Here is a 24,856-nt window from a genome sequence, read left to right as displayed (position 1 = left end):
TGCGATTGTCCCGGAGTGGTCGCCATTAGCACTATTGCAAGACTGGAACATAATTGGCTACCTACGCCAAAATAGCGGTGTAATAAGCACTATGCTCAATGATATTTCACAGAATATTGTAATGGTAAAAAATGGTAATGGGTTAATCTATTGGCCAATGTATGGCATCGACAATATTGGAAATATGAACCCGGGCGAAGGCTACCAAATAAAAATGCTGGCGGCTGATACTTTGCTTTATCCGGCGAATTAGATTTTAGCAGCATCTTTCCAAAAGTTCAAAACTTTTTGAAAGTTTCTGATAATATAAAGTTTATATATTTTTTATCGTAATACGAAATAGTAATTACTTTTCAATACTTTCGTTAAAATTAATCGTCTTTGATAAATTTGGAATTATTAACTATTTTTGAAAAAAATATATTTATGAAAAAATTATTACCCATTATTATTTTTCTATTATTTCTGAAAATTGGAAATGCCCAACATCCTCCCTGGTATTTTGTTAACACAAATAAAAATCATATAATTTTATTTCATAGTAGTGCTATAATTACGATTGACAATGTTCAGATTGAACCCGGAGATTTTATTGCTGCATTCTATTACGATGAATTTAATAATTTGAAATGCGGGACAGGTGTTGGAATGACCGGCGATATTGGCGGATTAATGTACACCGGAGAAACTTCAGCTGCAACTTGCTGGGGCTCAGAAGATAATGTTTTCAATGGTTTTCAGTTGAACGAGGAATTTAAATGGAAAATCTGGAGATCGTCAGACGGAAGTGTTTTAGATGCAACTCAAATGGAATATGATACCCAAAGCTGGAATATCCCTGATTCAAATTTATATGTTACCGATGGCATCAGTAGTTTATTGATGATGAGAGCTGAAACAATTCCGGGAATCGATATGAGCGTAAATTCGCTATTGTCGCCACAAACCGGATGTACACTTAGCGAGACAGAAGAGATAACAATTCTCATTGAAAATCATCATACTGAAGTTGCTACAAATTTTAATATTTCGTATTCGATCACAAAAAACGATACACTGATGATTTCTGATACGGAATTTTTTACTGATACTATTCCAGTAAATTCTACTTATGAATATACTTTTCAACAAACTGTAGATTTTTCAGATTCGGCTGTATATGTGGTTTCAAATTTAGTTGAAATTCCAGGTGATGTAAATTTTACAAACGATGACAATCACAAGGAAATTCTTTCATTAGGACTTTTATTTGTCGATTTGGGCGAAGACAATCAAATTTGTGAAACTGGAGGGATAAATATTTATCCTACTGATAATTACACAGAATATTTATGGAGTGATGGCTCCACGACAGAATCTATTTATGTAAATACTCAAGGAACATATTCCCTAACTGCAACCGATCAATATGGTTGTTTAGGAAGTGGTTCTGTATATGTTTCAGTAGTTTCAAATCCCTATTTTAATTTAGCCGATGAGGTGTTTTTTTGCGAAGGAAACAATTATACCCTTGATGCCGGAGGTAGTTTTAATTACTATTATTGGAATACTGGTTCATCCAATTCATATCTAAATTTGGTGCAAGGTGGTACTTTTTCAGTAACTGTTACTGACGAAAATGGTTGTAAATCGAGCGATACAATAATTGTTACGCAAGTTTTAATTCCAGAAATTAATCTTGGAAATGATACTTCTTTAGTGGCTCTAAATAATTATATTTTAAATATTGATGAGCCCTATGATTCGTATTTATGGAATACCGGCAGTACAAATTCGGCAATTGAAATTTCAGAATTTGGAGAATATTTTGTTGTAATAAATGACCATGGTTGTTTTGCCAGTGACACAATAAATTTTACTAAAGATGAGAAACTATCTTTCATTATCGACTATAAAAATGAGAATCTGACTATTTATATTCCTGAATATTCTAATGGCGACCTATCTATTTTTAATTATTTGGGACAGGAAGTATTATCGTATCCGCAATTGGTTGATAATGTGTTGCCTATTTCAATAAGACCTTTTCGACAAGGAATTTACTACCTTAGAATTTCAGTTGATGGAATTCAAACAGTTAAAGCTTTCTTTTTCAATTAGTAACTATTGGAAAAATTCTGCATCTTTCTTTTTTTTTGTAAAATTATTTTTATTAATTCTAAATAATGATTTCAAAATATGGAGTAAAAATATATTTTGAGTATCTTTGTGAAAAAAGATATTATGATTTGTAGTAGCACAAAAGACACTGTAAGACAGATATTTACAGAATATTTGGAAAGTAGAGGATTTAGAAAAACTCCAATTAGATTTTCTATATTAGAGGTAATATATTGCATCGAAGGTCATTTCGATATTGAGCAGCTTTATATTCACATGAAGAACAATAATTATAGTGTTAGTAGAGCCACTTTGTATAACACTATTGAAGTGCTTTTAGATTGCAAACTTATTGTGAAACATCAATTTGGCAAATTGGTTGCTCAGTACGAAAAGTCATACGAATGCAAACAACACGATCATTTAATTTGCACTGAATGTGGAAGTGTTAGCGAATTTTGCGATCCTCGAATAAATGAGATAAAGAAAACAGTTGGCGATTTAATGGTTTTTAAAATTAAATCTCATTCTTTATATTTTTATGGATTGTGCAAATCTTGCTTTAAACAAAACTAAGGGTTTGTAAATAAATAAAGTATTCAAAATGTACGAAGATATTTTGTTTATTTTCAAGGCGTAAAAGTTACGAATAGCCACAGTTTATTTAATGCTTTTACAACGAAGAAAATGGACAAAAGAGCAAGTAAAGATGGATAGTTTATTTATTTACGAACCCTAATATTTTAAAGAATTAAAATTGTATCTGGTTTCTCAGGATACTAATTTTTGGTGCTCATTCTTTCTATTTAAAAATGTAATTAAATCTCCATAAAATTCATTAAATTCCTGATTAAATGAAATATAGTGCTCATTTAGAATTTCAATTCCAAATTTAGCCTCACTCGGGAGCGATGTTCTATTTGGCATTCGTTGTAAAACTAATTCTATCATTTCAATTTTTTTGTATGATTCAAGCCAATTCCCAAGAATCATAAAAGGCACCATTCTTTTTGCCTTTGCAGGAAGAGAGAAATAATTTAATGCCATCAAAACGTAGATTTCTCTGGCAAAAGAAGGAAGAGTTTGCTTGGAATAAGAATCCCAATTTGTAGCTAAAAAATGATCGTAAAAAATATCAACTACAACTCCGGCATACTTTTTATACTTTTTTCGCAGTCGAGTTTTACTTTTTTCAACAAGTTTATGCGAATCTGTGAACGCATCAATTTTACGATGCAACAAAATCCCGGATTTTATTTGTGGCGAAAAATTATGAAAATCGTTTCCTTTTATAAAATCAGCAATAAATCCTCCAATTCTTATGTCATCATTTTGTCCGGAGAAGTATAAATGTGCAAGAAAATTCATTTTGTAATATTGCTAATAATATCCGAATTTTTGCAACTGAGTATCTTTATTTCTCCAATCGGGATTAATTTTGACATAAGTTTCTAGAAAAATCTTTTTATTGAAAAAAACTTCCATTTGTTTTCTCGCTTCTGTCCCAATTATTTTAAGCATTTTTCCTTTATGCCCGATTAATATTCCTTTTTGCGATTGCCTTTCAGCATAAATTATTGCACGTATTCTAATAATTTTTTCATCTTCTTTAAACTCTTCTACCTCAACTTCAACAGAGTAAGGTATTTCTTTTTTGTAGTGCAATAAAATCTGCTCTCTAATCATTTCTGAAACAAAAAACCTTTCTGTTTTATCTGTAAGATCTCCTTTCGGATAATATGCCGGCGATTCAGGCAGCAATTCCAAAATCATATCGAACAATTTTTCAATATTGAATTTTTCGAGTGCTGAAATCGGTACTATTTGGGCATTTGGCAACAAAGTTTTCCATTGGGATAATAGCTCTTTAGTTTTTTCTTCAGTTGACTTGTCTATCTTGTTCAACAAAAGAATAATCGGAATAGAGATGTTCTTTAGTTTTTCAATGAAATCTTTGTTTTTGTTGATATTTTCCACAACATCGCTCACATATAGAATAATGTCTGCATCTGTCAAAGCATTTTTTACAGAATTCATCATAGATTCTTGCAAGCGATAATTTGGCTTTAGCACACCCGGAGTGTCAGAATAAACTATCTGAAAATCTTCACCGTTGACAATACCCATAATTCTGTGTCGCGTAGTCTGTGCTTTCGATGTTATGATTGAAAGTTTTTCGCCAACCAAGGCATTCATTATTGTCGATTTGCCAACATTCGGATTTCCAATAATGTTTACAAAACCAGATTTATGTCCCATGTTATTTTGTTGTTAAAAGCATTTTTCATCATTAAAAAATGCAAATTTAAGAAAAAGCTGATTAAGTATCTTTTAAATATAATAGTTACAAGTTTATATCGTTTTTTGTATTTTAGCCGAAAATTAAATATTTAAAAATGAGCTTGTTTTCAATCTTACAAATTAACATTGCTGATACTTCAGCTGTATCGGCAGCAACCGAAGAAAAACTTTCTTTCATTGAGTTAGCTTTAAAAGGAGGATATATTATGATTCCTATTTTGGTTTTATCCATAATTGCTGTTTATATCTTTTTCGAAAGATATTCGGCAATTCAAAAAGCTGCTAAAATAGACTCTAACTTTATGAACAATATCAAACAATACATTCTTGATGGAAAAGTTGAGGCATCGTTAACTATTTGTAAATCAATAAATAGTCCGGTTGCCCGAATGATTGAAAAAGGAATTAACCGAATAGGAAGACCTCTGAACGATGTGAATGCCGCCATTGAAAACGTAGGTAAATTGGAAGTATCGAAACTCGAAAAAGGTTTACCAACATTAGCTACAGTTGCAGGAGCTGCCCCAATGATAGGATTTCTTGGAACTGTTATGGGCATGATTGATGCATTTTATAATATGTCGAATGCCGGAAACAATATTGATGTTTCATTGCTTTCAAGCGGAATATATGCTGCAATGGTAACAACTGTAGCTGGTCTGATTGTTGGGATTATTGCATATTTTGCCTATAATATATTAGTGGCAAAAGTTGAAAAAGTTGTATTCAAACTCGAAGCTTCAACCACAGAATTTATGGATCTTTTAAACGAGCCTGCCAGTTAAAAAAACAATTTAATTCAAAAGAAATGGCTTTACGTTCAAGAAATAAAGTAAGTGCAAGTTTTAGTATGTCTTCAATGACAGATATAGTTTTTTTATTACTTATATTTTTTATGGTAACTTCAACTTTGATTCATCCAAATGCCTTAAAGTTGTTATTGCCAAAAAGTAATAATCAAACCGCTGCAAAACCAAACCTTGCGGTTTCAATTGATAAAGATTATAACATTTTTTTGTATAATCCTTCATCAGGAAATCAGGAGCAATACAATATTAATTCGCTTGAATCTGTTCTTCAAGAGAGATTAGGTTTAGGATCAGATATATACATTTCGTTACATGTAGAAAAAACCGTTCCAATTGAAGAAGTTGTGAAAGTTATGAATATTGCAAAAAGAAATAAATACAAGATGGTATTGGCTACTAGTCCCTAAAGAATAAAGTTAGAAGTTATGGAAATCAGAAATTATTTTAAAAAACATAAAAGAGGGATACTAGGCACTTCAGTATTCCATCTGATAATTTTAATTTTTGTAATAATATTCGGCTTTACCACTCCGCTACCTATGCCGGAGGAAGAAGGATTTTTAATTAATTTTGGCACCAGTGATGTTGGTGAAGGTTTTGTTGAACCAAAAAAAAATGAGACTGTTCAGCCTGTGCCAAAAAAAGCAAATACTGCCCAATCATCGAACACAAAATCGGAAAAGGAAATTGTTACGCAAGATATGGAAGAGAGCGTATCTGTTGAAAATTCGATAAAAAAAGAAAAAAAGGAAGAGAAAAACGACCCTATTGAAAAAACTGAAAAAACTGAAAACGAGGAAACAGTAAAAGAAGAGCCAGAAGAAAAAAATGAAGAAGTTGTTGAAAAACCAAGAGAGGTAAATAAGCAGGCATTATTTAAAGGAAAAGGTGATAATAATTCGACATCAGGCGAAGGAGAAAAAAAAGGATTAGGTAACCAGGGGAAACCTGATGGAGATATAAATAGCAAAAATCGTGAAGGCTCGGGGTTGGGCAATAGCGGAAACAAATGGAGCTTAAATGGCAGAAAACTTATTGGAAGTCTTCCGAAACCAATTGATACAAGCCAGAAAGAGGGAATTGTGGTAGTTGAAATAAAAGTTGACAAAACAGGAAAAGTAATATCTGCAAATGCAGGAGTTAAAGGTTCGACTACTCTCGACAAACATTTGTGTAGAGTTGCAAAAGAAGCGGCTCTAAAGGCAAAATTCAATAAAAATTCCAATGCCAATTATGTTCAAACAGGTACTATTACCTATCATTTTGTATTGGAATAATTGTAGATTTTTTCTATTTTCTGAAAATCAAATATTGCGATAGTATTACAACTATAAAAGTGAATATTGAACTCAAAAATACCTTTATCATTGTAAAATCAAATCCTTGAAAACTAAATGCTTCTATAAGAAAATAGAAAAAGTGGTGCACAAATATGATTATTATCGAGTATTTTGCAAACCATAAAAATCCAAAATAAAAAATTCTTGGGAAAGTGCCGGGCTCGTATCCATCACGTGGAGAAATAAAATTGAGCACATAAGGCCTCAAAAAAGCAATTGAAACACTTGCAAATGCGTGCATCCCGAGCGAGTCGGAAAAAATATCGATTGATAAGCCTAAGAGAAAACTCGTGAAAATCAGAAACCATCGTGGAGTTTCAAATGGCAAAAGCAAAACAAACAAAATATATAGATATGGATTTACAAATCCGCTGAAGTTCATATTGTTAAGGATCAAAACCTGCAACAGTATCAAAAAAATAAAGCGAAATATATTTCTTGAAATAATATTAATCATTTGTCGATAGATTCTCTAATTCTCGTTGTTCTGTAAATAGTTTGTTTTCGATAATATATACATAAGAAAGATTTTTAAAACTTGCCAAAAGTCTAACTTTGATAGAATGAAAATTACTTGTTTTTTCGTTTTCTACTTCGGAAACAGTTCCAATTAGTAAATTCTCTGGAAATATTGCAGAATATCCGCTTGTAACAATAGTGTCTCCTTCATTTACTATAACGTGCGAAGGAATTTCGTTTAAAGAAACGATTTTAAAATCGGTTCCGTCCCAATTAATAGAACCAAAATATCCATTTTTCTTAATTTTTGCACTCAATCTCATATTTGGGTTTAAGAGTGAAATTACTGATGAGAATTTTGAAGATACATTTTGGACGATTCCTACTACTCCTGAAGGAGAAAAAACTGCCATCTCTGGTTTTATCGAATCACTTTTTCCCTTATTTAAAGTCAAATAATTGTATTTTTTATTTATGGTATTGTTTATCACTTTTGCAGGAATGTAGCGATATTGCATCTCATTGGTAGTTATCGTTTTTTCTTCAAATGCCTCGCTAATAAGAATTTCGGGTTTGTAGCTTCTGTACAGTAGTGCATTTTCTTCTGCAAGTTCAAAATTTGCTTGTTTTAACGAAAGATATTCGATGAAGGAATTATATGAATTAAAAATATTTCCGCTGACAATATTGCTCGAATTTAAGAAAATAGATTTGTGAGGCTGGTTGTATTCAACTACTAAAATAAAGGAAAATATTTCAAAAACAATAAAAATTAGAAAAGCATGAAATCTTACTATTAACCTTATTAAACTCCTCACAACTAATATTTACAAATTAAAGCTATATATTTTTAGAAAATTATAATTTCAAATTTTATCAATTAAAAATCAACAATTAAAAATAAAAAAACCGAATTGTTCAATCAAAAATCATCAATATTTTTATCTCATTAGAAATGAAAACTTATCGGCATTTTTCAAAGCAATCCCTGTGCCAATTGCCACGGCTCTTAAAGGATCGTCCGATACATTGAAAGGAATATTGGTTTTGTCTTGCAATCGTTTGTCGAGACCACGAAGCAAGCCTCCACCACCTGTAAGATATACGCCATTGTTGAAAACGTCTGCATAGAGTTCTGGTGGAGTTTCTTCCATCACGTTAAGAATTGCAGTTTCAAGTTTTGTAATAGATTTGTCGAGGCAGTGGGCAATTTCCTGATACGAAACAGGTATTTCAATTGGCAATGCCGTCATTTGATGCGGACCTCGAACAATAAAATCCTGTGGAGGATTTTCTAAGTCTGGTAAAGCCGAACCTACATTTATTTTTATCATCTCAGCTGTTCGTTCTCCAATTTTTATGTTGTGCTGATGACGCATATATGATTGAATATCTTCGGTAAAATCGTCTCCGGCAGATTTTATAGATTTGTTACAAACAATTCCGCCAAGAGCAATAACAGCAATTTCGCTAGTTCCTCCACCAATATCAACCACCATATTTCCTTCAGGAGCTTCAACATCAATTCCAATACCAATTGCGGCAGCCATAGGTTCATAAATCATAAATACTTCACGTCCGCCTGCGTGCTCTGCAGAATCTCTAACTGCACGCATTTCAACTTCAGTACTCCCGGAAGGAATACAAATTACCATTTTTAAAGATGGAGAAAACATTCTTTTTCGTCTGGTAATCATTTTAATCATGCCACGAATCATTTGCTCGGCTGCATTAAAATCGGCTATAACTCCATCTCTCAACGGACGTACTGTACGAATGTTTTCATGAGTTTTACCGTGCATTTGTTGTGCTTTTTCGCCTATAGCTATCAGTTTTCCTGTTGCTCTGTCAAGTGCTACTATCGATGGCTCGTCAACCACAATTTTGTCGTTGTGAATTATGAGGGTGTTTGCTGTGCCTAAATCAATCGCAATTTCTTGATTTAAAAATGAAAATAATCCCATTTAATTATATTGTTAATTTTTATTTGTTTTATGTTTTAAATTTATTCAGTCAAATTTTAATGTCTGAAATGTCGAGTTCCTGTGAAAACCATGGTCATTTTATTTTTATTGCAAAATTCAACTGAGTCTTTATCTCTGATTGAGCCACCGGGTTGAATTATATGCATGATATTTTCTGAATGTGCAATTTCTACCGAATCTGAAAATGGGAAAAAGGCATCTGATGCCATTACGGAATCATTCAAATCAAATTTGAATTGCTTGGCTTTTACGATAGCCTGTTTTAGTGAGTCAATTCTTGAAGTTTGCCCTATTCCGCTGGCAACCAATTGCTTGTTTTTAGCAAGAACTATAGTATTCGATTTTGAATGTTTAACAATTTTATTGGCAAACAATAAATCTTCAATTCTTGAATTGGGCGGAGAAACTTCAGTAACAACTTGCAAGTCATCAGGAGTTTCCATCTTCAAATCTCTGTCTTGAAATAAGGTTCCATTCAAAACCGATTTGAATTGAGTTTTAGGAAGTTCTGTGTTTTTTTGAATTAAAATAATCCTATTTTTTTTACTTTTTAAAATTTCGAGTGCCTGCTCATCATATTTAGGAGCAATTACTAGTTCGCAAAACAGTTTGTTTATTTCTTGAGCAGTTTCGTAGTCTATTTCTTGGTTTGTGATTAATATTCCGCCAAATGCAGAAATAGGATCTCCGGCAAGGGCATCTTTCCAGGCATCCATAAGTTTTTCTCGCGAAGCCAAGCCACAAGCATTGTTGTGCTTCAGAATTGCAAACGTTGTTTCATCAAATTCAGAAATTAAATTTACTGCTGCATCAATGTCGAGCAAATTATTGTACGAAATTTCTTTGCCATGAATCTGTTCAAAAAAATTATCGAAATCTCCAAAAAACAATCCTTTTTGATGTGGATTTTCGCCATATCTAAGTTTACGGGATTGGGAGAATGACTTCTTGAAACTTGAAAATTCACCTTCGTCAAAATAGTTAAAAATTGCAGAATCGTAATGCGAAGAAATATTAAATGCTTCTTTTGCAAAAAGTTTGCGTTCGGTCAGAGATGTTTGCCCATGATTTTTTTCTAATAGAGAAAATAAATCTTCATATTGATTTCGGGACGAGACAATTAGCACATCTTTATAATTTTTTGCAGCGGCACGAATCAGTGAAATTCCACCTATGTCTATTTTTTCGATAATTTCTTGTTCATCAGTGGTTTGCAAAACTGTTTCCTCGAAAGGATATAAATCTACAATAATCAAATCGATTTCAGGAATTTCGTATTGTTCTATTTGTTCGGCATCATTCTCATTGTCGCGACGAGCTAATATCCCGCCAAAAACTTTTGGATGAAGGGTTTTTACCCTGCCTCCGAGAATAGATGGGTATGATGTCAGATCTTCTACAGCTTTAACTTCTATGTTGAGCTCTTCAATGAAACTTTTTGTGCCGCCTGTCGATATTATTTTAATATTTAATTCGTCTAATTTTCGAACTATTTTTTCCAGATTTTCTTTATGATATACAGAAACTAAGGCTGTTTTTATATCTTTCAAATTATTCATTTCCAACAGTTTTAAAAGCCTGCAAAAGTATTAAAAATAAACTTCATTTTTTTACATTTTGGATTTTATTTAATAATATTTTATTATAGAAAGTTAGGTGTTGAGATGAGGAAATTAATGAGCTATTTAGGATCCATAAACTCATATTTCAATCCATCATATTCAATCAAATCGCATTTTAGCGAACCTATGAATAATTCAAATTTTACTCTGATTGGAATATAATTTTTGTCGTTCGAGAACCAAATTGTCATATCGTCTTTTGTTTTGAAAACTCTGCCAACTTCTACCACAGGAGCAAACTTTATACATTTGATTTTTCCAAGTTCTGTAGAAATTGTTTCAAAACCTAAAAACCTAATTTTCAATGGAAAAAGTTCATCGCCAAAAAATGTGCTGAAGCTGATAGTACTGTCTTTTTGGAAATCGAATTCGGAGAGTGAATTTCTTAACATGTAAAGTGTTGAAAGCATGTCGGTAGTTTTTGGCCTGACTTTATGAATACCTGACTTTTGGCTTCTGACGGTAGTGTCATTTCTAAGAAAGAAGATTTCGTTGTAGAATCTATAATTATTTTCATGAATATTTCTTATGCCTTTGTGCGATAGAGTATTGTGCTTGTCGAAGAAACTTTCGTAAGTGTCTCTCACTCTGTAAAGCTTGTTGGTGATTCCAATTGATTTTGCAAACATACGAGCATGAAAAACTTCTGTTGTGTCAAGCAAACTATCTTTTAAGGATAAATAGGCATAGCCTCCATCGAACCAGCCATAATGCATTAAATATTTCAGGTTTTCGCCGGTTTGATATACAGGCTTCTTAGGGAATGGCTCGTTTTTCCAATTTATAAGAATAAATGCCAGGAGAATCAGTGAAATGATAATATTGAATCTTTTCATTAAGGTAATTTAGTTGGGTTGGTTTTTGCTATTTAAAATTGTCTTTCATTGTTTATCAACTCTTCATTTCAGAAATGAGACTTTTAATAAGGTGTTTTGCTGTTGAGGGATTTGTTGCGAGTGGAATATCATAAACATCGCACAATCTCATTAACATTTGCACATCAGGTTCGTGTGGATGTTTTCCTAAAGGATCCCGGAAAAAGAATACCATCGTAATTTTATCTTCTGAAACTAAACCACCAATTTGAGCATCACCGCCAAGTGGTCCACTATTATATCGAGTAACTTCAAATCCTGCATTCTGAGCATGTTTGCCAGTAGTTCCGGTTGCAACAATTTTAAAATGCTTAAGGAATTCTTTATTCTCATTAAGAAAAGCTACCATTTCTGCTTTTTTCCCATCATGTGCTATTATTGCAATTCGTCTCACTTTCATAATATTGATATGTTTAATAAATATGCAAATATAATAAATGAAAAATCTGTTTGAAAAGTAAAAATTGTTTTATTAAAGTCATAAACTTGTACTATTTTTATAAAATGTAATATTATTGAATGAAAAATATATACTATGATTAATAAGTTTATTTTCAGTTTGTTGATTTTTATAATTTCGTTAAATCTAATTTCATCGTCCCAGCATCAGAACATTCTGATAAGTAATTTGAACGAACCCGAAGAACCAACTATTGCAATCAATCCATATAATACAAATCAAATTGTTGCCGGTGCAAATATTAATAATCTGTATTTTTCGAATGATGGTGGACTTTCATGGCAAATTTCAACATTAAGTTCTCAATACGGAGTTTGGGGCGATCCTTGTGTAATAGTAGATACTGCCGGCGATTACTATTTTTTCCATTTAGCAAATCTTGTTCCTCAAGGAGGCAATTGGATAGATAGAATTGTGTGCCAAAAATCAAGTGATGGAGGTTTAACATGGACAGATGGAAATTATATGGGACTAAATGGAGCAAGAGCACAGGATAAAGAGTGGGCAACTGTTGACAGAAATACGAACAGCATATTTGTTACATGGACAGAGTTTGATATGTATGGGAGTTCGGCAATTGAAGATTCAAGCCGGATACTTTTTTCGCTTTCGCACGATGGTGGAGCAAGTTGGTTAGATCCACCGATAAAAATTAATCAAATTTCGGGCGATTGTGTTGATGGTGATAACACCGTTGAAGGTGCAGTGCCGGCGATTGGTCAGAATGGAGAAATTTTTGTTGCATGGGTTGGTCCTGCTGGAATTGTATTCGATAGGTCATTAGATACAGGAGCTACATGGTTAGAAAACGATATTTTTATATCAGACATTCCTGGAGGTTGGGATTTTTCTGTTCCCGGAATTAGCCGATGCAATGGCTTGCCTGTAACTTTGTGCGACACAAGCGGTGGGCAATTTCATGGGAATATTTATGTAAACTGGTCTGACCAAAGAAACGGAGCAGACAATACCGACATTTGGTTGACAAAATCTATCGATGGTGGAAACACATGGTCGCAAGCAACAAAAATAAATGATGACACCACGACTTCTCATCAGTTTTTCACATGGATGGCAATAGACCAGACAAATGGAAATTTGTATTTTGTTTTTTACGACAGAAGAAATTATAGTGATACTCAGACAGATGTTTACATGGCATTTTCGTCGGATGGCGGAAATAGTTTTGTGAATTTTAAAGTGAGCGAATCTCCATTTATTCCAAATCAGGGGGTGTTTTTTGGTGACTATACTAACATTTCTGCTCATAATAATGTAATTCGCCCGATTTGGACAAGCTTGGACAATCAACAACTAAGCATTTGGACAGCAATAGTCGATTTAGATACAATAGTTTCTGGCATTTCAGAAAATTCAAAATTCAGTTTGCAACAAAATTTTCCAAATCCTTTCCGTCAAGAAACATTTTTTAGTTTCAAACTTACAAAGCCCTCAGTTGTTAGCCTAAAAGTTCATGATATTTTAGGGCATGAAATTGCAACAATTGTTGATAATAAAAACTACAACACAGGTTTTTATATAGAATCTTTTAATTCCGAATCTTACAGTTTAGCAAAAGGGATTTATTATTTTTCCTTAATTTCAAATCAAAAAACTATTAGAAAAAAAATGATAGTTCAGTGAAAGAATTTTTGAAAATCAAATTTGAGAACTGAGGACTAACTTTTTGTTGAATTGAAATTTTCCTCGAAAGCATAACCCAAACCCAAACCCAAACAAATGGACATTTACCAAATAGATAATTCCAATCTCGCACTTGGCTATATTTTGCTTGTGATACCCGTATTTTTCCTCTGGTATTTTCAAACCGGATTGGTAAAAGATACCTTGATTTCTGCAATTAGAATGACGATTCAATTATTGCTGGTTGGGGTTTATCTTGAATATATTTTTGAAATAAATTCGTGGTGGATAAACTTTTTGTGGGTGGTAGTAATGGTTTTTATTGCTAGCTACACTATAACTAAACGAAGTGGTTTGACTATAAAAGTCTTTATTCTTCCAATTTTATTTAGCATTTCGATTAGTTTGTTGATTATTGATACTTATTTTTTTGGGCTTGTAATTCGCTTAGATAATTTTTTCGATGCACGATATTTTATCCCAATTACCGGAATGCTGTTGGGTAATTGCTTGCGAACTAATATTATAGCTTTAAATTCTTTTTACCTAAGCTTAAAAAAAGACGAAACTTTATATCGTTTTTTTATAGCCAACGGAGCTACCCGAAACGAAGCTATAAAATATTTTATGCGAGATTCTTTACAAAAAGCATTTAATCCTACTATTGCAACAATGTCGGTAATAGGTCTGATATCCTTGCCTGGAATGATGACAGGACAAATTCTTGGTGGAAGTAGCCCAAATGTCGCAATCAAGTATCAAATTATGCTTATGCTCACTATTTTTGTTTCGGCTATGATTAGCGTAATCTTATCAATTCTATTATCTAATCTGTTTATTTTCAATAAATTCGATAATTTGAAATATAGAATAATTGATACTAAGGGTTTGTAAATAAATAAGATATTCAAAATGTACGAAGATATATTGTTTATTTTCAAGACGTAAAAGTTGCGAATAGCCACAGTTTATTTAATGCTTTTACGTCTTGAAAATAAACAAAAGAGCAAGTAAAGATGGATAGTTTATTTATTTACGAACCCTAAGCGAACTGAAATTTGAAAAACGAGTTTTGAATTGACTTTAAAGATTTTTTATAATCCTTTGAAATCTAAAAAATTGATTAGTAATATGAACTTATCATTTTCAAAAGTTCATTTGCATTCACCGGTTTTGCAATGAAGTTATCGAATCCTGAATTTAAAATCTTTTGCTTTTCGTGGGCAAAACCATGGGCTGTCTGAGCAATAACAATAATATCGTCTCTTAGGTTTTTTATTATTGAAGTGGCTTTATAGCCGTTGAGTTCAGGCATTTGAATGTCCATTAAAATAAGGCTAATTTCTGGATTAGTTTTGACAATTTCTATAGCTTCTCTTCCATTCTTTGCTCTAAGAATTTTTGCTTTAGTACGTTTCAAAATAGCTTCAAAATAAAAGAAATTAGAGTCGATATCTTCTGCAATGAGTATTTTTCGATTTTCCCAATCAAATACCTCATCACTTTCTAAATTGTATTGTGTAATTTCTTTTTTAAGTATTTCGCTCTTCTCTCTGCTAATAGGGAGGCTTACCATAAAACTTGAGCCTTTGCCGGGCTCCGACTCTAAAAATATTTCACCCCCTAAACTTTCGGATATCGATTTCGATATTATCAATCCTAATTTTGTGCTTTTACTACTTCGCGATTGCAAAACTTCAGTGTCAAAATCTTTTTGAAAAATATTTGCTTGCTTCTCTTTTGGAATTCCAAAACCGGAATCTTTTACAGAAAATTGGATTGATTTATTTTGAATAATTTCAGCTGCAATTTCAATAAATCCTGAATCGGTGTTTCTAAAGGCATTTTCTATTAGGTTGGTTAAGACTTGCTTCAATCGCAAATTGTCAGAAAGAATTGCTAAATTTCCAATGTTTTTATCAATTTTCAGTCTGAAATCAATTCTCGGATTTTCTATTGTAAAGGGAGAATCTTTAATGTTATCGAACAATTCGTGTAACAATTGTTGAACATTTATTTTAGTAAGAACAATGTGAAAGTTCCCAGTTTCCAATTTAGAAAAATCAATAATGTCATTCACAATTCGTGACAGTATATTTGAACTATTTTGAATATTTTCAATATAAGTTTTACCATCAGATTCAGATGTTTTATTATTGTAAAGTAAATTTACAAAACCTATTAGCGAATTTATCGAACTTCTGATTTCAAATGAAAGATCTGACAAAAATTTTGTTTTTATTCTATCGGATTCTTGTGCTTTGGTTTTGTCTTTCTCTAATTGATTTAAAAGGGTAGCTTTTTCAGATTCATCTCTTATTATTACAATATAACCTTCTGGCTTTGAGTTTTTTCCTCGCAAAACGCCTATTGATAATTCGGCATGAAACTTATTATTGTCTTTTCTGATTAATGTAAATTCTTTGCCGAGAATTACAGATTGGTATGTTTTTTTCAACAAATCGGAAAATTTCTTGTACTTCTATTTCGATAAAATCAGGTTAAATAAATTTTCCTTCCTAAATTCTTCTAATTCTGCAAACCCGAATAGCCTTGAGATTGCTGCATTTGAATAAGTAATTTTTCCATCGAGGTCGCAAAAAACTATAGGTTCCGGAACTGTTTCTAATATTCTGTTTAAGGAATCAATTTTTTGATTTTTATCCTGATTTGTCGCATGCTGGCTGGTGATGTCTCTAACAAAAGATACAACTTCACTATCGTTACGTTTAATAATTCGTGCTTCAAAATATCTAATACCAATATCTGAATTAAAAAAGTATTCAATGGTTTGAACTTCGTTTGTCTCAATGGCTAAATTGATTGCGTTTTGTATATCTTGTATCTGTTTGATTTTAAATCCCATGTCTGAAATGTTTTGCCCAATAATTTCCGTTGCAGGAATTAGGAGCAAATCTTCATTGTTAGACTTTACATCGATATATGTGCCAGCTTTGTTTAGAACAAAAATAATGTCGGGCAAAAAATTCAAAAGAGATTCGTTTTCGTCTCTAACATATATATTGGCTTTAGTTGAATCTGAAATATCTATACCACATGCCCATTCTCGCCACTCTTTTATTGGAGTTTCGGTTGAAATATTAGACCATGAGATGACTTTTTTACTACCGTCTTTGCAACGAACTTCTGTTTTGTAGTCTTTATATTTGTATTTTTTTGATTCTGAAACTGAAAGAACGAAATTTAAATAGTTTTCATCTGGATATAAAATCGTCAATGCTTTTGGATTATTTAAAATTTCGCTTTTCGAATGTCCGGTTTTTTTTTCGCAATATTTATTCCAGAGTTTAAATTGCCCGTCGTGTCCCATTGCATTAATCATCACAGGGATATTCTCCACAATTTTTGCAAGTCGTTCTTCGCTTTCGCTAAGATTCAGGTTAATATTTTGCAACTCAATTTTTGATTGAGTAACCTTACTATGTTGATTTTCAAGTAGCCGAAGTCCTTTTTGATTTTTTCTATATAAAATATATACCCAGAACGAAAATCCAATAATTATTATTAGTAAAAGTATTGCAGCATATAGCAGAATTTTCTGAAATTTGACTTCTTGCTGTTTGCTCTGGAGTTCCATTTTGCTCCATTTGTTTTTTTTGTAGAGATCAGAAATTTCTCTATCTCTTTTTTCGGAAGCAAACTTTTCTTGCAATTCGGTTAATGCGTAGGAATGAATTTCTTCTTTAAGTTTTTCATATTCTTCATTATAACTTTTTAGATAAAAATTTGAATTTTCGAATTGCTTTTGTGCTGCATATACTTTTTGTAAACCAAAATATATGTCAACTAATTCGCTCCTTGATTCTGTTTGGGTTGCAATATCTAATGCTTTTCTAAAATATTTTAACGAATTCGAATATTCATTTTTCCTGAAATACAATTCGCCAATATTATAAAGAGTGTTTGCATCTTTTAGTTTTAACTCATCTTTTAGTTTTTGAGCTTCCAAACAAAACGACATAGCCACTTCCTCATTTCCGCCTTCAAGATATATTTTTCCTAAATTTCCTAAAGCAAAAGCTATTCCTTCATCATTTTTAACTTCTTTAGAAACTAATAGCGATTGATTGATGAATTTTTCTGCCTCAATAAAATTTCCAAGCTCAATATAGGCTGCTCCAATATTATTGTAAGCCTTTAAAATTCCATGTTTATTGTTAATATCCTTATATAGAAAAAGTGCCTCATTTAGATGGAAAAGTGCTTCGTCGATTTTTAAAAACCTCAAATATAATCCTCCTATATTTAAGTTAGTTTTTGCATATCCGCTTTTGTTATCCGCTTTATTTTTATATTGAAAAGATTCTAAATAATAGAGGAGAGCATTTTTGTAATCGGAGTTTAATTCGTGAAAAATGCCAAGATTGTTTAAAACCTTTGCAACTCCAGCAGAATCCTTAATTGCAAGAAAAACTGTTAAGGCCGAATCAGTATAAATGATAGCTTTGTCTGTTTCTCTTAGAAAATATAATCCGCCTCCTATATTTTTATACGATTCTGCAATATGCTTTTTGTTTTTTAGCTGTTTTGCAAGAATTAAGGCAGATTTTGCAGATTTTATTGATTGCTCTGTCGAGGAATTAACATATTTTTTAGAGTAAGAATTAAAAATTTCAATTTTTTTTAAAGTGTCAGTTTCGCTCGAAACTTTAGCTTCTAAACTATCAACATTTACTTCTATATTTACTGAAGCATTAATTTTTAGGTTGATACAGTTGATAATTAAAAGGATTAAACTTACTTTAAAAAAGTTCATAGAATTTATGTTCATCCATATTTATTAGATACAAATTTCTTAAAAATTTAGCTCATTTCAAAATAAACTTTTTATTCATTTCTAAATTTTGAAAAAATAGCAAAACAAAGTTATTTCTAATAGATTAATAGTTTATTTTTTAGCAAATACGAATAATTAATTTTAGAAATATATTATTGTTTCTGTTTCAGAAAATTATTTTAAAAATATTTGCAAAAAAACATATATTAAATAATATATACATGAACATAATGGTATATTTGCAAATTTTTAACATTTTAATGATTCTTTCACTAACAAATTAAATTTTAGAGAGTTATGTTTATACTAATGGTAGTAATTTTTGTGATGGGGTACACTATGATTGCTCTTGAACATCCTTTGAAGATTGATAAAGCTGCATCGGCTTTATTGACAGGTACAATCCTTTGGGCTTTATATGCTTTATATCATGCAGGTATCTTAGATTTGGGTATGAGTCCGGCATGGGAAATGGCTAAAGAAATGGCTCATAATGTTTTAGATTTTGTAAAACCAGCAGTTCAAGATGGGCATTTTGATCGTGCATGGGGAACTACAGTTGAAAATGGACATGATATGATCCATTTCGTAAAACACGATTTGGAACATCACCTTATCGAAATTTCAGAAATTCTATTTTTCCTTCTCGGAGCAATGACGATTGTTGAAACTGTTGATCAGCATCAAGGTTTTAAACTTATTACTGATAAAATCACTACCACAAGTAAAGTTAAGTTGCTTTGGATTTTAAGCATTCTAACTTTTTTCATGTCGGCAGCATTAGATAATTTAACTACTACTATTGTATTAGTAGCTCTTTTACGAAAACTTATTGACGACAAAAAAACTCGTTGGTTCTTTGCCAGTATGGTTGTTCTGGCAGCAAACGCAGGTGGAGCTTGGTCTCCAATTGGCGATGTTACAACAATTATGCTCTGGATTGGCGGACAGATTACTGCTGTAAACATAATTATATATGTTATTGTCCCAAGTTTGGTAACTATGATTGTTCCTTTATTAATAGTAACTTTTACAGTGAAAGGGACAATAACTCGTCCACAATTGGAAAATGGGGAAACACGAGAATTTACCACAGCTTTCGAAAGAAGATTACTTTTAATTATGGGAGTTTGTGCACTCCTTTTTGTTCCGGTTTTTAAAACAGTTACACATTTACCACCATATTTGGGAATGTTATTTGGCTTAGGAGTAATTTGGCTTACTACAGAAATAATGCACCGTAACAAACCATTAGAAGACAAAAGAAAGCTAACCGTAATTGGTATATTGAGAAAAGTTGATGTTCCAACCATCTTTTTCTTCCTTGGAATTTTAACAGCAGTTGCAGCCCTACAATCTGCAGGACATCTTGCAATTTTGGCAGGCTATTTAGACGATGTATTTCATAACATTTATATTATAAATATATTTATTGGTGTGCTTTCTGCAATAGTAGATAATGTGCCACTTGTTGCAGGAGCTATGGGAATGTATCCTGTAGTTGACGCGGGTACTGTAGGATTTATGGCAGATTTTGTTGTTGATGGGAAATTCTGGCAATTCTTAGCCTATTGTGCCGGAACAGGAGGAAGTATTTTAATCATTGGATCTGCTGCTGGTGTTGCTGCTATGGGACTAGAAAAAATAGATTTCATATGGTATATGAAAAAAATAAGTCTTCTAGCTTTGATAGGATATCTTGCTGGTGCAGGAGTTTATTATTTGCAAATGACGCTGCTTCAATAATAAGTTTGTAGAAAACTACACTGTTAGATTTTCGCTAAAAAGTGAAAATCAACATAAAAAAAACGTCTTAAAAAAAATTAAGACGTTTTTTTGTTTAACTTATGCCGGACAAACAGGAACAAAAAAAAATTCAACACTCAATAAACAATTTCAACAACAAAATTATCGCAAAAAACTTTTATGCGTATGTAATACTTGAATGTTGAATATTGCATGTTGAGTGTTGAATATTAATAATTTCTGCCAAAAAATACAAGAATATTAAAATTTAGGTTTAAGATGAAATCTACCTCGAAATAGTTACACTCACCGCATCAACCTGCCCGCCAATAGGTGGATGAATTTTTGAAACCTTGAGTTCGGCATTTTCAATTTTGTCGAAATTGTTGTACAAAGCATCTAAAATTCGATTGGCAATATTCTCAAGCAAGTGCGATTTTTCCTCCATTTCTTTCTGTATCAGCTTATAGATTTTATGATAATCTAAAGCATCGTCAATACTATCGGATTTTGCTGCAACATCTGTATCGGTTTCGATATAAAGATCAAGCAAAAATCTGCTGCCTATGTTTCTTTCTTCTTCATAATGACCATGATAGGCATAAAACTCCATTCCTTCAAGTTGTATTAGTCCCATAATTTTAATTTTTAATTTATAGTATTTTATTAATTCAAATGTACAATTTATAATTTTATATTTCAAGTTTATTGAAAAATAATTCAAATATTAAATATTCAGTATATTTTTGCAATAAATAGATATTTAAAAATTTGAATTAAAAATTATTGCAAACAATTGCATAAAGGACTATATGTCAATTAATAAACTGTAAATTATGTCAGAAACAAAATCGCTGAATTTTATTCAAAATATTATTGAAGAAGATTTATCAAACAATAAAAATCAATCTAGAGTTCACACAAGATTTCCACCCGAACCGAATGGATATCTTCATATTGGTCATGCCAAATCAATTTGTTTGAATTTTGGTTTGGCAAAACAATACAATGGATTGTGTAACCTGCGTTTCGATGATACAAATCCAGTAAAAGAAGATATAGAATATGTAGATTCTATTAAAGAAGATGTTGAATGGTTAGGTTTCAAATGGCATGATGTTGCATATTACGCATCTGACTATTTTCAGAAATTTTATGATTGGGCAATAGAACTTATCAAAAAAGATTTGGCTTATGTTTGCGAATTGTCGGCCGAAGAAATTAGCCAGAAAAGAGGCACTCCAACAGTTCCGGGAAAAGAAAGCCCATACAGAAATCGTCCTGTTGAAGAAAGTTTAGACCTATTCGAAAGAATGCGAAAAGGTGAATTTGAAGATGGAAAAATGTTGCTTCGTGCAAAAATTGGGATGACTTCGCCAAATATGCACATGCGCGATCCCGCAATTTTTCGAATTCGCCATGCAGAACATCATCGCACCGGTAACGATTGGTGCATTTATCCAATGTACGATTTTGCACATGGTTTGTCAGACTATGTTGAAGGAATTACTCATTCGGTTTGCACGCTCGAATTTGAGGTTCATCGTCCGCTATACGACTGGTTTTTAGACCAATTAATTACTGGAACTTATCGCCCACGACAAATTGAATTTGCCAGATTAAATTTGAGTTATACAATCATGAGCAAAAGAAAATTGCTTGAGCTGGTCGAACAAAATTATGTGAATGGATGGGACGATCCGCGTTTGCCCACAATTTCCGGACTACGACGAAGAGGATATACGGCTGAATCAATCAGGAATTTTGCCGAAAAAGTTGGTGTTGCCAAACGCGACAATATTATTGATTTGGCACTTCTCGAACATAGCATCAGAGAAGATCTCAACAAAAAAGCAATGCGGGTTATGGGCGTTCTCAATCCTGTAAAAGTGATTATCGATAATTATCCTGAAGGAAAATCGGAAGAGCTCACCGCCATAAACAATCCTGAGGATGAAAGCATGGGAACTCGAAAAATTAATTTTTCAAAAACCTTGTATATCGAAAAAGATGATTTTATGGAAAATGCACCAAGAAAATTTTTCCGACTTTCGCCGGGCAAAGAAGTTCGATTAAGATATGCGTATTTCATAAAATGTACTGATGTTGTGAAAAACGAAAATGGCGAAATCATTGAAATTCACTGCACCTACGACCCTGAGTCGAAAGGCGGAAAATCGCCCGACGGTAGAAAAGTGAAAGGAACATTGCATTGGGTTTCGGCAGATCATGCTTTAGATGCAGAAATTAGACTCTACGATAGACTTTTTGTAAAAGAAAATCCTGATGTAACGGAAGAAGGGAAGGATTACAAATCTAATATTAATGAAAAATCATTAAAAATTATAAAATCGAAAACTGAAAAATTTCTGGAAAACTCAAAAGTAGGAGAAAGTTTTCAATTCGAGCGACAAGGATATTTTTGTGTAGATCTCGATTCAACAAAGAAGAAATTGGTTTTTAATAAAACTGTTGGATTGCGAGATTCCTGGGCTAAGCAGAATAAAAAATGATGCAAGTCTTTTCTTAAAATTGAGTATAAAATAGAATATTTGGAAATTTTAGATTTCGAGTTTCATAAATAATTAGTTGTAACTTGCTAAAAGTTTTAATGAAATTGAAAGTTATGAAAAAAAATATTCTTTTGACAATATGTTTTTTGTGGTACATATCATTGACTGCCCAACATGATGAACTAACTTTTTATGATAAATCTCCAGTAAAAAAGAAATACGATGGCTATATTATTACTTTTCAGAATGATACTATTTATGGAACCATAAAGTGTTATGACTATGAAGTTTCAAGCCTGAAATCAATAGTATTTTGGGATAAGTTGAATAATAGAAAAAAATATACCCCAGACGACATTTTTGCTTTTAAAATTCGGAATAAGACATATGAATCTGTTACTTTAGTGAAAGCACCATCAATTTTTGGGAAAAAACGAATTTTTATTACCAGAATTATTTGCGGTCCAATGAATTTGTATAAGTACGTTTATATAAAATCTGGTTTTAGTTTAATAAAAAGTAGTTCAGTATTAAATTGTATTGAATATTTCTATATCAAAAAAATGAATAGAAGTACTGCAATAATGGGATGTAAAAAAGAGTGTGGAACTACTGGAATTTTTCAAAGCATTTCTCAACCAAAAAATGAAATAGAATTTCAAAATTATTTTATTGACACGCCTCTTTTGCATGAAAAAATTATTAATAATATATATTCTAGAGTAGGAATTAGATCAATTGTGGAAGAATATAATTCTTTAAATAAAATTGAATAAGAATACCTTTTTGAAGTATATAATATTCCTATACAATAATATTATTAGATGTTTGTTAGTTTGTTTTACAGAATTTAGATTTATTATGGCAAAAGTGCTGAATTTGGCAAATTAGAACGTACATTTTTTAAATAAATGTTTGATTTAGATAAATGGCAAGAAATATATAACACTATAAAAAAGAATAAGATACGAACTTTTCTTACGGCTTTTAGTGTAATATGGGGCATTTTCATGCTTATAATTTTACTTGGCTCGGGCAAAGGACTTGAAAACGGGGTGCGAGACCAATTCAAGGGCGATGCCTCCAATAGAATTTGGATTGGTGGTGGAGAAACGAGCCTTCCTTACAAAGGTCTGAAACCTGGACGACATATTATTTTTCGAGACGACGATTATAAAAAAGTAAACGAAGAATTTGGCGAAGAAAATAAAATTTCGGCAAGGTTCAATCTTTGGAATAATAATACTATTTCTTATAAAAACGAAAATGGTTCGTTCCAAATTGCCTGCATTCATCCAAATTATGGATATGTTGAAGCCCTAATAATTGATGAAGGACGATTCCTAAACGAAATTGATGTAACCGAGTATAGAAAAGTTGCTGCCCTCGGAAAAAATGTAAAAGATGCACTTTTTAAGGAAGTAAATCCTATTGGAAAATACATTAATGTAAATAATGTGCCGTTCAAAGTTGTGGGTGTTTTCACTGATGAAGGAGGCGAAAGAGATATGAACAGAATTTATATTCCAATTTCTACAGCACAACGAGTATATAACAAAGGAAACTGGATAGGAGCTTTAAATGTAGTAACAAATTCTGATGTAGAACGAAGCAACGAAATTCTTGAAGGAATAAAAAAAGGAATGTCTGTCAGGCACAAATTTGATGTGAACGACAGCCGGGCACTTCACTATTGGAATGGCTTAGAAGATTTTGTTAAATTTATGAATCTGATGAATGGAATCAGAATATTCATTTGGATTATTGGAATAATGACAATAATTGCCGGAATAGTTGGCGTGAGTAACATTATGCTGGTTGTGGTAAAAGAACGAACCAAAGAAATTGGCATTAGAAAAGCCCTCGGTGCGAAACCAAGATCGATAATCGGACTTATAATGTTTGAATCGGTGCTAATAACTTCCTTTGCCGGATATATCGGTTTAATTCTTGGAATAGGTCTGCTTGAGCTAATTGCACCATATTTTACAACCTCCGATTTCTTTTTTATGAATCCGGAGGTTGATATGAAAGTGGCTATTTATGCTACATTGCTGCTCATTTTTTCAGGAGCAATTGCAGGATATATCCCAGCAAAAAAAGCTGCTAGCGTAAAACCTGTTGAAGCATTAAAAGACGAATAAATAATTATGAATTATGAATTAGAATTTAGGTATTTGCCCTTAGCCATTAGCTCTTTGCCA

General features: G+C 32.1%; 23 protein-coding genes. 12 read left to right on the top strand and 11 right to left on the bottom strand.

The features are described 5' to 3' along the window. From HN894_07260 to HN894_07250, 3 genes are all read left to right on the top strand, one after another. Positions 1 to 253, top strand: a 253-nt coding sequence (locus HN894_07260; GenBank protein MBT7143122.1) for a hypothetical protein, incomplete at its 5' end; no start/stop codon positions are given. A gap of 173 nt (positions 254 to 426) precedes the next feature. After that, on the top strand, positions 427 to 2,100 hold the full coding sequence (locus HN894_07255; GenBank protein ID MBT7143121.1) for a hypothetical protein: 1,674 nt from the start codon (positions 427 to 429) through the stop codon (positions 2,098 to 2,100). Between the two features lie 123 nt (positions 2,101 to 2,223). Continuing rightward, positions 2,224 to 2,676, top strand: a complete 453-nt coding sequence (locus HN894_07250; GenBank protein MBT7143120.1) for a transcriptional repressor — start codon at positions 2,224 to 2,226, stop codon at positions 2,674 to 2,676. 195 nt (positions 2,677 to 2,871) lie between these two features. On the opposite strand, the gene HN894_07245 is transcribed toward HN894_07250, so the two are convergent. Further along, the gene (locus HN894_07245) at positions 2,872 to 3,468 is read right to left on the bottom strand and encodes a DUF479 domain-containing protein (GenBank protein ID MBT7143119.1); all 597 of its coding nucleotides are present in this window, start codon (positions 3,466 to 3,468) and stop codon (positions 2,872 to 2,874) included. Positions 3,469 to 3,480: 12 nt separating this feature from the next. Beyond that, a complete protein-coding gene (gene era / locus HN894_07240) occupies positions 3,481 to 4,359 on the bottom strand; it encodes a GTPase Era (protein ID MBT7143118.1) in 879 nt (292 codons plus the stop codon). Between the two features lie 137 nt (positions 4,360 to 4,496). Between era and HN894_07235 the strand changes: the two genes are divergently transcribed. The 3 genes from HN894_07235 to HN894_07225 are packed head-to-tail and all read left to right on the top strand — an operon-like array spanning position 4,497 to position 6,487. Next, positions 4,497 to 5,186 carry a MotA/TolQ/ExbB proton channel family protein gene (locus HN894_07235; GenBank protein ID MBT7143117.1) on the top strand — a complete coding sequence of 230 codons (690 nt, stop codon included), beginning with the start codon at positions 4,497 to 4,499 and terminating at the stop codon, positions 5,184 to 5,186. A gap of 23 nt (positions 5,187 to 5,209) precedes the next feature. Continuing rightward, on the top strand, positions 5,210 to 5,617 hold the full coding sequence (locus HN894_07230; protein MBT7143116.1) for a biopolymer transporter ExbD: 408 nt from the start codon (positions 5,210 to 5,212) through the stop codon (positions 5,615 to 5,617). Between the two features lie 18 nt (positions 5,618 to 5,635). Next, positions 5,636 to 6,487, top strand: coding sequence for an energy transducer TonB (locus HN894_07225; protein ID MBT7143115.1), 852 nt, complete (start codon positions 5,636 to 5,638; stop codon positions 6,485 to 6,487). Between the two features lie 13 nt (positions 6,488 to 6,500). Here HN894_07225 and mreD read toward each other — a convergent pair whose 3' ends face one another. From mreD to HN894_07195, 6 genes are all read right to left on the bottom strand, one after another. Then, positions 6,501 to 7,007: a rod shape-determining protein MreD gene (gene mreD / locus HN894_07220; GenBank protein MBT7143114.1), complete on the bottom strand. Its 507-nt coding sequence runs from the start codon at positions 7,005 to 7,007 to the stop codon at positions 6,501 to 6,503. Beyond that, a complete protein-coding gene (gene mreC, locus HN894_07215; GenBank protein MBT7143113.1) occupies positions 7,000 to 7,827 on the bottom strand; it encodes a rod shape-determining protein MreC in 828 nt (275 codons plus the stop codon). Before mreC ends, mreD begins: the two co-directional genes overlap by 8 nt. Before the next feature lie 123 nt (positions 7,828 to 7,950). After that, positions 7,951 to 8,973, bottom strand: a complete 1,023-nt coding sequence (locus HN894_07210) for a rod shape-determining protein (protein MBT7143112.1) — start codon at positions 8,971 to 8,973, stop codon at positions 7,951 to 7,953. A 56-nt stretch (positions 8,974 to 9,029) separates the two neighbouring features. Then, positions 9,030 to 10,553: a bifunctional phosphoribosylaminoimidazolecarboxamide formyltransferase/IMP cyclohydrolase gene (gene purH / locus HN894_07205; GenBank protein MBT7143111.1), complete on the bottom strand. Its 1,524-nt coding sequence runs from the start codon at positions 10,551 to 10,553 to the stop codon at positions 9,030 to 9,032. Between the two features lie 122 nt (positions 10,554 to 10,675). Next, a complete protein-coding gene (locus HN894_07200) occupies positions 10,676 to 11,452 on the bottom strand; it encodes a DUF3108 domain-containing protein (GenBank protein ID MBT7143110.1) in 777 nt (258 codons plus the stop codon). A 55-nt stretch (positions 11,453 to 11,507) separates the two neighbouring features. Further along, entirely contained in the window at positions 11,508 to 11,891 is a 384-nt protein-coding gene (locus tag HN894_07195) for a methylglyoxal synthase (GenBank protein ID MBT7143109.1), read from the bottom strand. 135 nt (positions 11,892 to 12,026) lie between these two features. Here HN894_07195 and HN894_07190 point away from each other — a divergent pair, with 135 nt between their 5' ends. Further along, a complete protein-coding gene (locus tag HN894_07190) occupies positions 12,027 to 13,595 on the top strand; it encodes a T9SS type A sorting domain-containing protein (protein MBT7143108.1) in 1,569 nt (522 codons plus the stop codon). Positions 13,596 to 13,691: 96 nt separating this feature from the next. Further along, complete coding sequence (locus tag HN894_07185; protein ID MBT7143107.1) at positions 13,692 to 14,489, top strand: ABC transporter permease; 798 nt, start codon at positions 13,692 to 13,694, stop codon at positions 14,487 to 14,489. 229 nt (positions 14,490 to 14,718) lie between these two features. On the opposite strand, the gene HN894_07180 is transcribed toward HN894_07185, so the two are convergent. Then, positions 14,719 to 16,053 carry a response regulator gene (locus HN894_07180; protein ID MBT7143106.1) on the bottom strand — a complete coding sequence of 445 codons (1,335 nt, stop codon included), beginning with the start codon at positions 16,051 to 16,053 and terminating at the stop codon, positions 14,719 to 14,721. A gap of 24 nt (positions 16,054 to 16,077) precedes the next feature. Continuing rightward, on the bottom strand, positions 16,078 to 18,372 hold the full coding sequence (locus HN894_07175) for a tetratricopeptide repeat protein (GenBank protein ID MBT7143105.1): 2,295 nt from the start codon (positions 18,370 to 18,372) through the stop codon (positions 16,078 to 16,080). A 318-nt stretch (positions 18,373 to 18,690) separates the two neighbouring features. Here HN894_07175 and nhaD point away from each other — a divergent pair, with 318 nt between their 5' ends. Next, on the top strand, positions 18,691 to 20,139 hold the full coding sequence (gene nhaD / locus HN894_07170) for a sodium:proton antiporter NhaD (protein ID MBT7143104.1): 1,449 nt from the start codon (positions 18,691 to 18,693) through the stop codon (positions 20,137 to 20,139). A gap of 286 nt (positions 20,140 to 20,425) precedes the next feature. On the opposite strand, the gene folB is transcribed toward nhaD, so the two are convergent. Further along, positions 20,426 to 20,779 (bottom strand): dihydroneopterin aldolase, encoded by a 354-nt coding sequence (gene folB / locus HN894_07165; protein ID MBT7143103.1) that lies wholly within the window; start codon positions 20,777 to 20,779, stop codon positions 20,426 to 20,428. A 196-nt stretch (positions 20,780 to 20,975) separates the two neighbouring features. On the opposite strand from folB, the gene HN894_07160 reads away from it, so the two are divergent. The 3 genes from HN894_07160 (at position 20,976) to HN894_07150 (ending at position 24,796) form a co-directional block, all read left to right on the top strand. Next, complete coding sequence (locus HN894_07160; protein ID MBT7143102.1) at positions 20,976 to 22,652, top strand: glutamine--tRNA ligase/YqeY domain fusion protein; 1,677 nt, start codon at positions 20,976 to 20,978, stop codon at positions 22,650 to 22,652. Between the two features lie 113 nt (positions 22,653 to 22,765). Continuing rightward, positions 22,766 to 23,428 (top strand): hypothetical protein, encoded by a 663-nt coding sequence (locus tag HN894_07155; GenBank protein MBT7143101.1) that lies wholly within the window; start codon positions 22,766 to 22,768, stop codon positions 23,426 to 23,428. Between the two features lie 135 nt (positions 23,429 to 23,563). Then, positions 23,564 to 24,796 carry an ABC transporter permease gene (locus HN894_07150; GenBank protein MBT7143100.1) on the top strand — a complete coding sequence of 411 codons (1,233 nt, stop codon included), beginning with the start codon at positions 23,564 to 23,566 and terminating at the stop codon, positions 24,794 to 24,796. The last annotated feature ends 60 nt before the right edge of the window (positions 24,797 to 24,856 follow it).

Source organism: Bacteroidota bacterium, from assembly GCA_018692315.1.
Taxonomy (GTDB): domain Bacteria; phylum Bacteroidota; class Bacteroidia; order Bacteroidales; family JABHKC01; genus JABHKC01.
Note: the sequence above shows the minus strand (reverse complement) of the source record. Positions and strands in the feature narration are given on the sequence as shown.

What these genes read in the sequence shown, in the direction of transcription:
- HN894_07255 (MBT7143121.1), top strand. Translation starts at nt 427, where the DNA reads ATGAAAAAATTATTACCCATTATTATTTTTCTATTATTTCTGAAAATT.
- HN894_07250 (MBT7143120.1), top strand. Translation starts at nt 2,224, where the DNA reads ATGATTTGTAGTAGCACAAAAGACACTGTAAGACAGATATTTACAGAA.
- HN894_07245 (MBT7143119.1), bottom strand. Translation starts at nt 3,468, where the DNA reads ATGAATTTTCTTGCACATTTATACTTCTCCGGACAAAATGATGACATA.
- era (MBT7143118.1), bottom strand. Translation starts at nt 4,359, where the DNA reads ATGGGACATAAATCTGGTTTTGTAAACATTATTGGAAATCCGAATGTT.
- HN894_07235 (MBT7143117.1), top strand. Translation starts at nt 4,497, where the DNA reads ATGAGCTTGTTTTCAATCTTACAAATTAACATTGCTGATACTTCAGCT.
- HN894_07230 (MBT7143116.1), top strand. Translation starts at nt 5,210, where the DNA reads ATGGCTTTACGTTCAAGAAATAAAGTAAGTGCAAGTTTTAGTATGTCT.
- HN894_07225 (MBT7143115.1), top strand. Translation starts at nt 5,636, where the DNA reads ATGGAAATCAGAAATTATTTTAAAAAACATAAAAGAGGGATACTAGGC.
- mreD (MBT7143114.1), bottom strand. Translation starts at nt 7,007, where the DNA reads ATGATTAATATTATTTCAAGAAATATATTTCGCTTTATTTTTTTGATA.
- HN894_07210 (MBT7143112.1), bottom strand. Translation starts at nt 8,973, where the DNA reads ATGGGATTATTTTCATTTTTAAATCAAGAAATTGCGATTGATTTAGGC.
- purH (MBT7143111.1), bottom strand. Translation starts at nt 10,553, where the DNA reads ATGAATAATTTGAAAGATATAAAAACAGCCTTAGTTTCTGTATATCAT.
- HN894_07200 (MBT7143110.1), bottom strand. Translation starts at nt 11,452, where the DNA reads ATGAAAAGATTCAATATTATCATTTCACTGATTCTCCTGGCATTTATT.
- HN894_07195 (MBT7143109.1), bottom strand. Translation starts at nt 11,891, where the DNA reads ATGAAAGTGAGACGAATTGCAATAATAGCACATGATGGGAAAAAAGCA.
- HN894_07190 (MBT7143108.1), top strand. Translation starts at nt 12,027, where the DNA reads ATGATTAATAAGTTTATTTTCAGTTTGTTGATTTTTATAATTTCGTTA.
- HN894_07185 (MBT7143107.1), top strand. Translation starts at nt 13,692, where the DNA reads ATGGACATTTACCAAATAGATAATTCCAATCTCGCACTTGGCTATATT.
- HN894_07175 (MBT7143105.1), bottom strand. Translation starts at nt 18,372, where the DNA reads ATGAACTTTTTTAAAGTAAGTTTAATCCTTTTAATTATCAACTGTATC.
- nhaD (MBT7143104.1), top strand. Translation starts at nt 18,691, where the DNA reads ATGTTTATACTAATGGTAGTAATTTTTGTGATGGGGTACACTATGATT.
- HN894_07160 (MBT7143102.1), top strand. Translation starts at nt 20,976, where the DNA reads ATGTCAGAAACAAAATCGCTGAATTTTATTCAAAATATTATTGAAGAA.
- HN894_07155 (MBT7143101.1), top strand. Translation starts at nt 22,766, where the DNA reads ATGAAAAAAAATATTCTTTTGACAATATGTTTTTTGTGGTACATATCA.
- HN894_07150 (MBT7143100.1), top strand. Translation starts at nt 23,564, where the DNA reads ATGTTTGATTTAGATAAATGGCAAGAAATATATAACACTATAAAAAAG.